The sequence below is a fragment of the Exiguobacterium sp. EF_C8 genome (genome assembly GCF_054956715.1).
In genome coordinates this window covers 784,153-797,226 of record NZ_CM143264.1, presented here as the reverse complement: position 1 = coordinate 797,226, position 13,074 = coordinate 784,153, and the positions used below count along the sequence as shown (strand labels likewise).

Genomic DNA, 13,074 nt, shown 5'->3' with positions numbered 1-13,074 from the left:
GCGAGAAGCCGGACCACTTTTTTTATAAGACCGCTTCTCCCTCGCTCGTTTTCAAGATATATGGGTATACTTATGACAGAAGCTATTTTGGAAATGGAGGAATGTCACGCATGGAGCAGTTTCATAAACGTCTTTGGATTTTCTTTTCGATTTGGTTCGCCATTGGCTTGATCTTAGTCGGTTTTTCGTTACTTCCTCCTTGGCTCGAGTGGGCCAATGCCGTCTTTTTATTCGCTTCCGGCTTATACGCAGCTCTCTACTTTTGGCATGTCTTACCGAAGGGACGTCTTGTCATCCCCTTCATCTTTTTTGGTTCGATCATCATTGAGTCGATTGGGGTCCATACCGGTTGGCCGTTCGGAACATATCGTTACGAGTCGGATTTCGGTGTCCAGTTATTAGGTGTGCCGATTACGATTGGGGCTGCATGGTTGTCGGTCATGGGTGCGAGTCTCGCTTTCTCCCGTTTGTTCTCATTTCGCTATAGTACACTGACTCTCGTTCCATTGTTTGCCGTTTGGCTCGATTTAGCGATCGATCCTGTTGCTGCTAACGTGAAATCGTATTGGCTTTGGCAAGACGGTGGCTGGTATTACGATATTCCGACACAGAATTTCTTCGGGTGGTATGGAACGGCGCTCGTCTTTTCCTTTTTCATCAATCGCTATCAAGTCAAAGCGACGGATGCCGCACTCGAACAAAACAATCAGTATCTCTTTTTGATGTTGCACACTTTATTCGGTGTAACAGCAGGAGTTGCTGGTCTCTATGGCGTCACTTTGGTCAGCTTAAGTGCGTTCATCGTCTATTTCATTGTGAAACGAGGGGTTATCGTTGAAAGAAGCAAACAAAAGCAAATTAGCTGAATCCGTATTTCATACGTATGTTGATCATGCTTTGATTCAGCGTCATTTTCACCGTGTCTTATACCGCGCAGACGATTTACCCGTCCCAGGACTCATGCTTGCTACGCATAGTTCTTGGTGGGATGGTATGATTCTTTTTCATTTGGATCAGACCTGTTTCCATCACGACCCCTATGTCATGATTGACCAGGCAGGACTCGCCCGTTTTCCATTCTTCTCCCGTCTCGGAGCTTTCTCTGTCGACCGGACATCGTTCTCTGATATCAAGAAAAGCCTTCAATATGCAAAAGCACGACTCCAAAACGGAAGCAGCGTCTGGATGTTTCCTCAAGGTGAGGAACGGCATCAAGAAGAACGACCGATGCACTTAGCAAGTGGAGCAACGCAATTAATGCGTCATGCGGATACCGTGTCTCTCGTCGCCTTCTACTATTCGTACGGACATGAACAGCAACCGGATGTCTATGTAAGGACGCGTCGCTTTTATCCATTGTCTGACGAACGATCCAGTGTCCAAGTAAAACGTCTGACAGTAGAGCTAACAGCATTATATGACGACATACGAGCAGATGCGATGGCAGAGCGTGTCGATTTGTATCGCTGTATCTCAAAACGAAGGGAACCACTCCCTGCGCGAACGGAGCGCTGGTTACGGGCACTTCGGTCATGAGTTGGTTCTTTTTTTTCCTCGCTCTAGCTGTCTGTCTCTACACATGGGTCAATTTAGCTTTTTTACCTCGATTAACGGATGCCGTTCAACCAGATAGTCTAGCAGTCTGCATCCCGTTACGTAACGAGGAGCGCAATGTACGAAAATTATTAGACGCACTGGAACCCGCTTTGACATCAGGTATGCACGTCTACTTATATGAAGATCGTTCGACCGATCGGACGCGTGAGTTATTGCTCGATCGGATTGGTCAAGACAATCGTTTTACGGTGATTGATGGTCTTCCCTTACCAGTAGGCTGGGCAGGAAAGGTCCATGCGTGTCATCAACTCGCGAGACGAACGACAGAGGACTATCTATTATTTCTCGATGCTGATGTGACACTGACACCTGATGCAATTTGTCGCTTATACGGAACGTTACGAACAGAACGAGCCGTTTTCCTTTCTGGTTTTCCGTCATTTCCTGTACCGACGTTTCTCGGGAAGTGTTTGATTCCGATACAACATGTTCTTATCGCACAGCATCTTCCGATTCCGTTTCGCAAGGTGAAACATCCGGCTTTTGCCGCTGCGAACGGAATGGTCGTCCTCGTCGAACGACATGCTTACGAACAAGTCGGTGGACATGACAGCATTCGAACGGCTCTTGTAGACGACCTAGAGCTTTGTCGTACATTTAAACGACATGGATGGACAACGACACTTGTCGAAGTCGCCCCAGTTGTTTCTTGCGACATGTACGCCACGAATGAAGAGGTCTGGCAAGGTTTTCTAAAGAATGTCTTTCGTGGGATGAACGATTCCTACGTCGTCGGATCATACTTTCTACTCTTTTACTTGATTCAAGCAAGTGTCCTACCTTATCTCATCCTTCACCCATCCTGGCAGATGGGTGGCGCACTGATTCTTCTTTACTTAGCAAGATTCCGGATCGATCGTGCGGCACAAATCCGACATGTTTGGTGGCTTCATCCACTGGCGGTACTCCTTTATGTCATCTTGCTAGCCAGTGCGATGATTCGAAGCTTTAGGAAACGGGAAATCACATGGAAGGGTCGAACCTATTCATAAGGAGGAATCAATAGTATGAAACATATAGCTGTCATCGGAGCCGGTCTTGGTGGACTCAGCGCCGCCATTTCATTAGCGGCAAAAGGGTTTCGTGTCACTGTCGTCGAGCGTAATGCACATATTGGCGGCAAGATGATGCCGATCGTCACAGAAGGACATCGCTTCGACTTCGGACCGAATACGATCACAATGCCGGAAGTCTTTCAGTCTGTCATTCTCGAGTCCGGAGCAGATCCCGATGAATACTTTACATTTACGAAACTCGAGCGCCATACGATCAATCACTTTTCAGACGGACGCACGTTAACCTTTTCGTCTGGGCGAGAAGCGATGCGAACAGAAGTAGATCGTTTCACGAACGGTCAGTTGGCGAAAAACGATATTACCGGTTACCAAGAGGAAGTCGCGAAGTTGCATACGATCGCCAAACGACAATTTTTCACAAATATCGATTCATATGTCCGCCCTTCCCTTTGGCGTGACATGCTAAAAGTGCATCCCTTTCAAAGTCTCCATGGACTGCATAAACACTACTTTAAGGATAAAGAGTTAATTCAGGCACTTGATCGTTATGCGACATATATCGGGAGCAGTCCGTATCAAACACCTGCTACCTTCAGTTTAATCGCTCATTTAGAACTAAATGACGGCGTCTACTTCACGAATGGCGGCAATACAGCAATCGCAGAAGGATTCGCTCGACGTGCAAAAGAACTCGGTGTCGTCTTCCGGCTTGGAGATGAGGTGACCCAGATCGAAGTCGTCGACGGACAAGCAACGGAAATCGAATTGAATCATTTAGAGTATCTACCCGTCGACTTCGTCGTCATGAACGGTGATTTGTTGACACAATATCCACGTCTGATCTCAGAAACCGCACGACCTGATTTTAAAAATCCGACGCCTGCTCAAGTCGAACCGTCCATTTCTGCCTATGTCCGTTGCATCGGTCTCTCACGTCGGATCGAAGGACTGGCTCATCATAACGTCTTCTTCTCTTCAGATTACGAAGCAGAGTTCAAAGCACTTTTTGATGAAAAACGTTATGCGGAGGAACCGACGATCTATATCTCCAATTCTTCCGTCACAGCCCCAGAAATGGGACAAGCGGGTGACAATCTGTTTGTACTCGTCAACGCGCCTGCGACAGATACTGGACATGCGATTGATTTTGATACGTATGATCAACTGATCAATCAACGGTTGCAGTCGTTTGGAATTGATATTTCATCAGATGTCGTCTACGAACAACGGGTCACACCACAGGATATCGAACAAACCTTCTTTGCTTATCACGGCTCGTTGTATGGCTTGTCATCCAATGGCATCCGGTCGTCTTTCCTCCGTCCGAGCAACCGTTCAAAGAATGTTCACAATTTGTTTTTTGCCGGTGGATCAACGCATCCTGGTGGTGGTAGTCCAATGGTGACGCTTTCAGGAAAACTAGCAAGTGAACGAATCGTCTCTGCTGTCGCCGCTACCCTGTGAACGTTATGTGAATTGCATATCAATCACTTGTACGGACAACTAAGATTTGATACGATTACTTCGAGTTCAAGAGGTAGTGATTGACCCCACATCCTCAATCAAGCGCAAGGTGACTTCCCCGAGTCAAGAGCGTTGAAGAACTTACTTTTTCTAACCAGCGAAATCAAATGGGACCCACCCATTTCATCACGTGACTCATCGTGTGTCCATTCGCATGACTTACGACGTTCCCCCTTAGATCGTCTCATCCGAATGGTCCACAGATAGCTCGATAAAGAAAAGACCATCCCCGTGGTCGAAACAGACCTATCTCGTAGTCCAGATGTTCGCTCTGGTGTAGAAGTAATCTGAGACTCCCCGGTCTCAGACCATAGAAAAAAGACCTTGGTCCCCGCCAAGGTCTTTTTTCTATGGTCTTGTATTAAATCGTTGCGAGCAACTTCATCTTTTGCCAACGGCTGACGTACGCCCGCTTCGTAAAGACGTCGTAATGATTATCCCGTGCCGCATCGAGAATACCACGGTATAAGAAGGCAGCTGCCTTTAAAGCGCGTCTGCTCTCCCGCGGATACCGATCAAACGATGGAATCGCCGCATCATACAGATGCTCTGCTCGAAGTGCAACTTCTTCCCAAAGACCAATGAAGTCTCCTGAAGGGCGACCAGCGAGTAATGACTCCGCTGTGACACCGTATGTCTCCATCCATGAATGGGGCAAGTAGATGCGGCCGCGTTTTGCATCTTCTCCGACGTCTCGCAATATATTCGTTAGTTGCATCGCGATTCCAAGATCAATAGCAGATTTACGGAGATCAGGCTGTTGCGGTGCAAGGATTGGCAATAACATTAAACCGACAGTACTCGCTACGTAATAACTGTATTGCTCTGTCTCCTCAAGCGTCTGATAACGATTTTTCTCGATGTCCCAACGCATACCTTCCGCGAGTTCGAGAAAGGGTGTCTCATCCATTTCGTAACGTTCAAATACATCTGCTAACGCAATCCATAACGGTTTATTTAGTACTTCACCATTGCGGAATCGTTTGAATTCATTCAAAAAAGCCATTAAACTTTCTTTCGGTGTATCTGATTCGTCGACGGTATCGTCAAGGAACCGGCAAAATGTATAAATCGCATAAACAGCTTGTCGATCTGCTTTTGGTAAGAGTGAAAAGGCTTTATAGAACGTTTTAGATCCGGACTGAATGACTTCCTCACATTTGATATACGCGTTCTGGATCGTCACTGAATTCATGTTTCCACCCCATCTCTTGTTCCATTCGGTTTACGAGTATCGTTGCGCCCATCATGACGACTGGTACTCCTCCACACGGATGCACCGATGCACCGACGGCATATAGTCGATCGATATCTGGATATGGTTTTGCCTGTGTCTTTAAGGCAGCTGATTGACGAATCGTCGGAGCAATTCCAAAACTGCCACCTTCGTATAGTCCAAATGCCTGTGCATCATTCGGTGTACGAATCTTCATTTCTTGTATCTTTTCCCGAAATCCCGGATGATGATGCTCGATTTTTTCGAGTACGGTCTCGACGAAGTCTACTTTTTCATAATCTTTCACACCATAGCCACGAGGAGAAGGAATTAATGAATAGACGACGCTATCGTCCGTTCCTGTTAAACTACGATCAATCTGACTCGGATGGAACAGATAGACTGCCGGATGTTCAGGTAATCGTCCTTTTTTAAAGATGTTTGTCATGAGTGGTTCCAAGTCATTCGGCATCAAAAATCGATGCACCGGTAAGTCAACTTTCCCTTTCATCTTGAAATACAGCAATAGCGTCCCGCCTGAAGGAGTATATGTTTTAGGTTGTTTACCTTCCACAAGACGTTCCATTAATGGAAACTCTCCATTTAGTACGATTTGATCGAATGCTTCATGTGTTCCACCTTGTAAGACGATTTCCTTCGCCTGTCCCTGGTCAACGACGACTCGTTCAACGGGTGCCTCGAAGACGAACCGGACACCTCGTTCGACTAATGTGTCATACATGCGTTCAGCAAGTGAGAAATAACCACCTTTTACATACCAGACACCTTCTGCTTGTTCCCGGTATGGAATCAAACCATAGATGGATGGTGTCGTATACGGATTTCCTCCGATATAAAATGTTGGGAAACTGTATGCCATGCGCAAATATTTACTCTTGAAGTATCGCTTCAAATGATCATGCGCTGTCTCTAAAGCGTGCATCTGTAATAATGGACGCATCATTTCTGGGTGCAACAGCTCCGTTTTCCGACGATAACCACGTTCTAAAAATTTCGATACACTCGTCTTATAATCCTTTTCTTTTTGATGCATGAATTCATAAAATCCACGACCTTCGCCGAATTGGCGTTCGATCGCAATGGCTTGGTCCACGACATCAGATACTTTCGTAACGACGGTCCCGTCGTCGAAGTGAAGGTCATACAATGGATCCACCCGTTCGAGTTTTACTCCCGTCACGCCTGCTTCTGCCAACTGCTCTTTCAACTTACCTGGCATCAGGACGATTGTCGGACCTTCATCGATGCGTCCACCGGATTCAAAATCGACGGATCGTAATCGACCACCGACATGCGCTTCTTTTTCAAAAATCGTAATCTCGACTCCCGGATGTCTTGCTGTCAGCAAAAGTGCTGCATGCAGTGTTCCGACGCCTGCTCCTACGAATCCTATTTTCATGTCCGCACCCCTTCTTTTTTGAGCACGAGTTCTGCCGTAATACGCGCGGATTCGAAGATTGTTGGTAAGCCGCTCCCTGGGTGTGTGCCTCCCCCGACAAGATACAAGTGATCCAGCTCTTCAAACTGGTTATGCGGTCGGAAATACATCATCTGTGTCAACTGATGCCCAAGGTTAAACGTCGCTCCTTGATGGATCCCCATCGCTTCCCAATCGTCCGGCGTGAACATCTCTTCGACTTCGATTGCCGCTTCAATCCCTTGATACGGTGAACGCGTTTCAAGCGTATCCAGAACACGTCGACGTAATTTTGGTCCTTCGATCGACCAATCGAGTTCCGAGTAGTTGTTCGGAACCGGAACTAACACATACATGGCGGACTTTCCTTCAGGTGCTAGTGTCGGATCAAGAACGGATGGATTTTGAACATAAAATGAAAAATCATCGGATAATTCTAAAGTCTGCGTCATCTCGCGAACGTTTTTCTCGTAGTCTTCCGCAAAATAAATCGTGTGATGTGGCGCATCGAATGTCCGATTGACGCCAAGATACAACATAAACGTCGAACACGAGAATTTTTTGCGATCAATTTTTGGTCGGGACCATTTTTTCAGTACTCCTTCCGGTACAAGGTGATTCATCGCATGTGCGAAATCAGCACCGACGATAACTTCATCAAATAACTCATGCTGACCTGACTCAAGGATGACCCCTTCGACGACTTTGCCGTTTAAGATCAATTGCTTGATGCCTGTACCTAACTGAACCGTTCCACCGAGTTCTTCGATGGCACGTTGCATCGCAAGTGGCACCTGATGCATCCCACCAATCGGATGATGGACACCGTATGCATGTTCCATGTAAGACAAGATGGAGAAACCTCCTGGACATTCCCAAGCCGACATCCCTAAGTACTTCGCTTGGAACGTAAAGGCATACTTCAGTTCTTCGCTCGTGAAATAGTCGGACAAGACATCATAAAGTGATCGCCCGAGTGAGAGACGCGGAAGTGCTGTTAAGACACGCGGTGACAAGTAGTCCGTTAATCGGTCATGACGTGTCTGTAGAATCGGCATCAACTTACCGAGCTTTAACGCTTGCTCTGCCATGAATCGATCGTACCCTTCCCCATTTCCCGGAAAGTGGCGCTCGATCGTCTCTTTCATCCGGTCCCGATCCGTCGTCATCGTAAACTGTTCTGTTCCACCTTTGAAATAGAGTGTATACATCGGATCAAGTGCCTTTAGATCTAAATAATCTTCTAACCGTAGACCGGCTTCGTGAAAGACGTTTTCTAAAATATGCGGCATATTAAGAAAAGTCGGTCCTCGATCAAATGTGTATTCACCTAGCTTGACGGCAGAAGTTCGTCCACCGACTTGCGGTTGTTTTTCATAAACGGTGACGTCTACTCCTTTTCCTGCTAATAACAAGGCACATGCAAGTCCCCCTGGTCCTGCTCCTATCACTGCTACGCGTCGCTTCACCCAAATCTCTCCTTTTTATCTCTCATCGTTTCAACTATTATACTAAGCACATAGTAAGAGCGACAAATTTGAACTGTCTTCCAACTGTAAAAACGCCAGACTTCGCTTAGGAAGTGGCGTTTGCAGTCACGATATACCAAGCACCTTCTTTTAAGAATGGTGTGATCGAAATATTTCCAAACCCAGCTTTCGATAAATCTTCTTTCAATTCTTCCTGGCTTGGTAATGGATACAAATTCTCATGCAGTGTCATAAAGGCATTGAATGCTGCTGAGAACGGTGCACCATGTGAACTGTCACGAAGTGGAGTGACGAGAATGACTGTTCCATCATCTTTGACGAAACGGCGTACCCCTTTTAGTAAAGCAAGACGTTCCGGTTGTGGGAAGTAATACAAAATATTATTCATCATGACACCATCATACGTTTCTTTTACGTCAAACGTTTTGATGTCTCCGACGACGAAGTCAATCTCTCCACTCGTATCTCGTCGTCTCGCTTCGGCGATGACCGACTCTTCAATATCGATTCCAGCGAGCCGCAATTCAGGTAACGCTTCATGAATTTTGCGAAGATAACCGCCATAGGCACAGCCGATATCGAGCAGTGATGTCAGATTGCGACTTCGAATGATATGACGTACAGCCGGGAAAGCAACGGTCTCGACAAGTGCCGACGTTTCGGCAACGATGTCGCCATGTTCTTCTCCATTAAAGACTTTCTGTTGCCCCTCTTCTAGGAATTGTGGATAAGAGAACAAGGCGGGTAAATGTAGCTCCATCATCTCAGATAACATAAAACCGATACTACGATCGTCTGATTGAGAAAGTTCTGGCAATACATGACGCGTCGCCGTATAACGTAAATCTTTTTTCTTTAAATGACCGACAGCTACGCCAACCTCAAACCAGCGGGATAACGCTTCCTGTGTCAGCGGACGTCGCATCCGTAGTTGCGCTTCCGCCTGCGTCGCTCCCGATTGAAGAGCATCGAATAACCCATATTTATAACCGATGTATCCATGCCAGAGTGGTAACACCGGTTCTGCGCGTTTCATCCATTTCCGTGCTCGGAAGACCTTCGTCCATTCCTTCAACTGTGCCACAAGCGTTCCCCTCTCTACTGTGTAATACATCCCTTTTCCCAAATAACAACCACTTGTAAACAAAAATTACTAGCAGACACGACAAAAAGAGTCCTTTCGACCCAAAAGGTCGAAAAGGACTCTTTGATTTCGCATAAAATCAGAAAAACTTCATACCGTATGGAAGCGAATAGCCAAGGAATACTGTCACAAGGACAAGCACGATGAATCCGATGACGAAACCGGAATAGGCTTTTCCTTTTTTGACACGAACGAGTGTCAATTCTCCGAAGATGAGCGTCAAAAGACCTGCTGTGATCTTCGCATGGTAGAGTGGATCTGGATTTTCAGACACCCCCATGATTTTAATGTACAGGTAAAGACCTGTCGCGAACGTCAATAAAAGCAGAAGACGGAACGCCATATGAATGCCTTTTGCGGCTTTCTTATTGTTCTTGTACATCGAAAACGCGACGAAGAACGTAACCAATAAAAGTACCCAAAGTAAGACGTGTGTGTGAACGAATGCTGTGATTGGCATTTCATTTCCTCCTTTCTTTTCCTATTTCATCGTATCTGATTTCCGTACGAACACCTAGTGTTATTTTGTTGCTATATGGTTTATTCAGGAGATTGTCACATGTGTGGACTGAACGAGTGGGAATTTGACAGTGAAAAGACTCCCTTCTCTTACGACCGATTCCACATGAATTTCTCCCCCATGACCGGTGACGATTTCTTTACAGATGGCTAGACCAAGGCCCGTACCACCGATTTTCCGACTATCCGAGTTATCGACGCGGTAAAACTTTTCGAATAGACGACTGAGTGATTGTTTCGGAATCCCGATTCCCTCATCCCGAACTTGAAGAATGACTTGATCACGTGATGTCGTGAGTACGACATCAATCGCACCACCAGATGGTGAGTATTTCACCGCATTATTCAATAAATTATTGAGTAACTGTCTGATTTTTTCTTCATCTGCTTCAATGACAGGCAACTGATTTCCTTCGTGACGGAACGTAATCCGGTGGGCTTGTGTCGAAGCCGCATAAAAGTGTGTCGTTTCTTCAGCAATCGCATGAATGTTCACAGATGTCTTTTTGTACGATTGTGTACCTGACTCCATGCGCTGGACGTCTAAGAAATCGTTGACGAGATTCGCAAGACGTTCCGTTTCGGAATGGATCGTCCGTAAGTATCGATCTTGGCGCGATTCTTCAATATCTCGATTGAGCATGAGCTCTGTAAAACCATAAATCGAAGAAAGCGGTGTTCGAAGTTCATGAGATACAGTCGAAACGAGTTCTGATTTCAAACGATCCATTTCGGTTTCTTTCGTCACATCCCGCATGACAAGCATCGTTCCTTTATGCACCTGATGAATGTGAATCACCTCGACATAAAATTGAATGAATACCGTTTCGTTTCTAATCGAGAACTGTAGACTATCTGTCGGTAATTCTCCCCGAAGAACTGAATCAACATATCGACTGAAGTTTTCCGGTTCATCGACGACGGATTGAATGACTTCTAAGCATGTTTGAAGTGTTTCTTGTTCCGCCTGGACACCATATCGCAGTTCCGGGAATAGATCGTACAGTGGTCGATTGACGAAAACCTCTTCTTTCCCTGGCTCAAGATAGATGACTGCTTCACGAATTGAATCGAGAATCCGTTCCGTTTTCGTTTTTTCTCTCGTCATCTCGTCAAACAAACGCATCCGGAGAAGGGATAACGACAATTGACGAGAGAAGGACATGACATCCCGCATCTGTTCATTCGTAAACTGATCGCGGTAACGGACCAGATAGATATACGCGATGATATCATCTGCGGTTGGATCGAGAATCGGCACAGCCGTTTCATACATATAGTACGGGTACGGTAACGGATGATTGCTCACGACTTGTTTAGAGGAGTGAACTGGTGTCTTGAGTGATTCTGCTCGTTTTAACAGTGACGCATCGTTTTGAAGTAACTGCTCTGCCAGTTCATCCGTCATACCATAGGTGACGATGGAATAACTCTCTTCCTCATCGACGAATACTAATGCACCAATTTCAGAATCCGTGATCGTGACGAGCTTCTCGATGATTTCCGGATAAGCGGTCAACGATTCACGTGCCGCGAGCGTCTCTGTCAGATCATTCCGGTACTGAAGGTGTTGTTCATTGCGCATCGTCAGTTCCAATGCTTCTTCAAGTTCCTGTTGTTGTGCTTGCAATTCTTCTTGCTGCGCTTGTAATTCTTCCTGCTGGGCTTGCAACTCTTCATTTTTTGCCAATAGATGCTGTTTATTCTCAGAAATCGAACTTGCCATCTGATTAAACGATAGTGCTAAAATACCAATCTCATCTTTACGATTCGGTACTTTGACGCTTAAAACATCTTCACCATTCGCAAGCCGTTGACTGTTCTTAACGAGAGACAATAATTCAATCGTGATGCGACGAATGAATGGATAGATGAAGAAGATCAAAACAGCGATCAAAACGACGATATTCGCTAACCAAATCAGTTGCGTCGTTCGGATTTCCTGCTCCAATTGATCACTTGTCCGTTGTGCCCAATCTTCCAAAAATTCACGATAACCGCCGAGTGCCAGTTCACTTTTATTAATCTCTGATAATACATCGATGTTTCCTTGACTATCTAACTGAATCTTTCCTTCAGTTAACAACTTTTGACCGAGTGGCAATTCAGCTAGCGTCGTTCCTTTCAAGAAGGATTCTGTAATATCTCCTGACTCTTTCGCTTTGACATAGGATTGAACAAGCGGCAAGATTGCATCGAAATAGTATTGATATAGTTCTCTCGAGGACTGGGCGAATGCCTTTCCTTGATCGTAGATTGCATTTTTTTCGAACCAATCCGTTTGCTGAGCAATCTTATCTTGTTGAGCCATAACTTGGGTATACAATTCTTCATTTCCCATCAAGGCATAGCCACGCATGTTGAATTGAACATCCTGCCATTCTTCCCATAGAGCCCCTGCGCGTGCACTGCGATCTCGGATGTCTTCTAATTTCGCCCGTGTCGCTTGTAATTTCGTATCCGTGTAGTTGTAGACGATCAATGATGAAATCATCAATGTAGCTAATACGACATAAAAGGATGCCATAAGTTGGCGTCCGATTTTTCGATTAATCCACTTGGTGATCACTCAATATTCCTCCTACTACATCAATCAACTCAAGAGGACTAAAGGGTTTCGAAAAGAAGTAGTTTGCACCGATTTCTTCCGCGCGCTCTCGATCAGATTGTTGACTTTTAGCGGTCAACATCATAATTTTCAAGTGTTGCTTATCTGGATGTTGTCGAACTTTTTCGATGACTTCGATTCCTGTCATCCCAGGCATCATGTAATCCAACAGAACGAGGTCATATTCCGTGTTCATGATTTTTTGATATGCCTCGTCTCCGTCCGTCGCTTCATCAATCGTATATCCTTCATCTTCTAGTGTATCAAGTACCAACATACGTAAGACATCTTCATCTTCTGCTAATAAAATACGTGCCATCTATTAAAACCTCCCAAAATTATCCATCATTAAAGTGACATATCTTCTTTATTTTACACAGTTTTTTCACAATAAGAAACGGAAATCACTCCATACCTTGATTTTATTCCTTTATTCCTCATCCCTCTTTCGAACTATACTAAAACCTCCCTCGCCTCTACCTGAAGTAGGAGGACAAGAGAG

General features: G+C 45.5%; 11 protein-coding genes. 4 read left to right on the top strand and 7 right to left on the bottom strand.

All coding sequences use genetic code 11. From position 1 onward, the window contains the following. Positions 1-110: 110 nt before the first annotated feature. From ACY2IG_RS04160 to ACY2IG_RS04145, 4 genes are read left to right on the top strand one after another with little or no spacing between them, the layout of a single operon-like run. Complete coding sequence (locus ACY2IG_RS04160) at positions 111-866, top strand: carotenoid biosynthesis protein (protein WP_308101140.1); 756 nt, start codon at positions 111-113, stop codon at positions 864-866. After that, positions 835-1,536 carry a lysophospholipid acyltransferase family protein gene (locus ACY2IG_RS04155; protein WP_308101139.1) on the top strand — a complete coding sequence of 234 codons (702 nt, stop codon included), beginning with the start codon at positions 835-837 and terminating at the stop codon, positions 1,534-1,536. Before ACY2IG_RS04160 ends, ACY2IG_RS04155 begins: the two co-directional genes overlap by 32 nt. Then, on the top strand, positions 1,533-2,609 hold the full coding sequence (locus tag ACY2IG_RS04150) for a glycosyltransferase family 2 protein (RefSeq protein WP_308101138.1): 1,077 nt from the start codon (positions 1,533-1,535) through the stop codon (positions 2,607-2,609). The genes ACY2IG_RS04155 and ACY2IG_RS04150 overlap by 4 nt, the downstream gene beginning before the upstream one ends. A 15-nt stretch (positions 2,610-2,624) precedes the next feature. Further along, positions 2,625-4,097: a phytoene desaturase family protein gene (locus tag ACY2IG_RS04145; protein ID WP_035409346.1), complete on the top strand. Its 1,473-nt coding sequence runs from the start codon at positions 2,625-2,627 to the stop codon at positions 4,095-4,097. A gap of 421 nt (positions 4,098-4,518) precedes the next feature. On the opposite strand, the gene ACY2IG_RS04140 is transcribed toward ACY2IG_RS04145, so the two are convergent. From ACY2IG_RS04140 to ACY2IG_RS04110, 7 genes are all read right to left on the bottom strand, one after another. Beyond that, positions 4,519-5,352, bottom strand: coding sequence for a phytoene/squalene synthase family protein (locus tag ACY2IG_RS04140; protein ID WP_308101137.1), 834 nt, complete (start codon positions 5,350-5,352; stop codon positions 4,519-4,521). Continuing rightward, positions 5,312-6,793: a phytoene desaturase family protein gene (locus tag ACY2IG_RS04135; RefSeq protein WP_035409351.1), complete on the bottom strand. Its 1,482-nt coding sequence runs from the start codon at positions 6,791-6,793 to the stop codon at positions 5,312-5,314. The genes ACY2IG_RS04140 and ACY2IG_RS04135 overlap by 41 nt, the downstream gene beginning before the upstream one ends. Next, positions 6,790-8,280 carry a phytoene desaturase family protein gene (locus tag ACY2IG_RS04130; protein ID WP_035409353.1) on the bottom strand — a complete coding sequence of 497 codons (1,491 nt, stop codon included), beginning with the start codon at positions 8,278-8,280 and terminating at the stop codon, positions 6,790-6,792. The genes ACY2IG_RS04135 and ACY2IG_RS04130 overlap by 4 nt, the downstream gene beginning before the upstream one ends. Before the next feature lie 106 nt (positions 8,281-8,386). Beyond that, positions 8,387-9,385: a class I SAM-dependent methyltransferase gene (locus ACY2IG_RS04125; RefSeq protein WP_035409355.1), complete on the bottom strand. Its 999-nt coding sequence runs from the start codon at positions 9,383-9,385 to the stop codon at positions 8,387-8,389. 139 nt (positions 9,386-9,524) lie between these two features. Beyond that, positions 9,525-9,905 (bottom strand): DUF1516 family protein, encoded by a 381-nt coding sequence (locus tag ACY2IG_RS04120; protein WP_056060012.1) that lies wholly within the window; start codon positions 9,903-9,905, stop codon positions 9,525-9,527. A gap of 84 nt (positions 9,906-9,989) precedes the next feature. Then, positions 9,990-12,533, bottom strand: coding sequence for a HAMP domain-containing sensor histidine kinase (locus ACY2IG_RS04115; protein WP_462618391.1), 2,544 nt, complete (start codon positions 12,531-12,533; stop codon positions 9,990-9,992). Next, the gene (locus ACY2IG_RS04110) at positions 12,514-12,891 is read right to left on the bottom strand and encodes a response regulator (protein WP_035409361.1); all 378 of its coding nucleotides are present in this window, start codon (positions 12,889-12,891) and stop codon (positions 12,514-12,516) included. Before ACY2IG_RS04110 ends, ACY2IG_RS04115 begins: the two co-directional genes overlap by 20 nt. Positions 12,892-13,074: the final 183 nt, after the last annotated feature.

Coding starts and splice junctions, on each gene's coding strand:
- ACY2IG_RS04160 (WP_308101140.1), top strand. CDS start 111: ATGGAGCAGTTTCATAAACGTCTTTGGATTTTCTTTTCGATTTGGTTC.
- ACY2IG_RS04150 (WP_308101138.1), top strand. CDS start 1,533: ATGAGTTGGTTCTTTTTTTTCCTCGCTCTAGCTGTCTGTCTCTACACA.
- ACY2IG_RS04145 (WP_035409346.1), top strand. CDS start 2,625: ATGAAACATATAGCTGTCATCGGAGCCGGTCTTGGTGGACTCAGCGCC.
- ACY2IG_RS04140 (WP_308101137.1), bottom strand. CDS start 5,352: ATGAATTCAGTGACGATCCAGAACGCGTATATCAAATGTGAGGAAGTC.
- ACY2IG_RS04135 (WP_035409351.1), bottom strand. CDS start 6,793: ATGAAAATAGGATTCGTAGGAGCAGGCGTCGGAACACTGCATGCAGCA.
- ACY2IG_RS04120 (WP_056060012.1), bottom strand. CDS start 9,905: ATGCCAATCACAGCATTCGTTCACACACACGTCTTACTTTGGGTACTT.
- ACY2IG_RS04110 (WP_035409361.1), bottom strand. CDS start 12,891: ATGGCACGTATTTTATTAGCAGAAGATGAAGATGTCTTACGTATGTTG.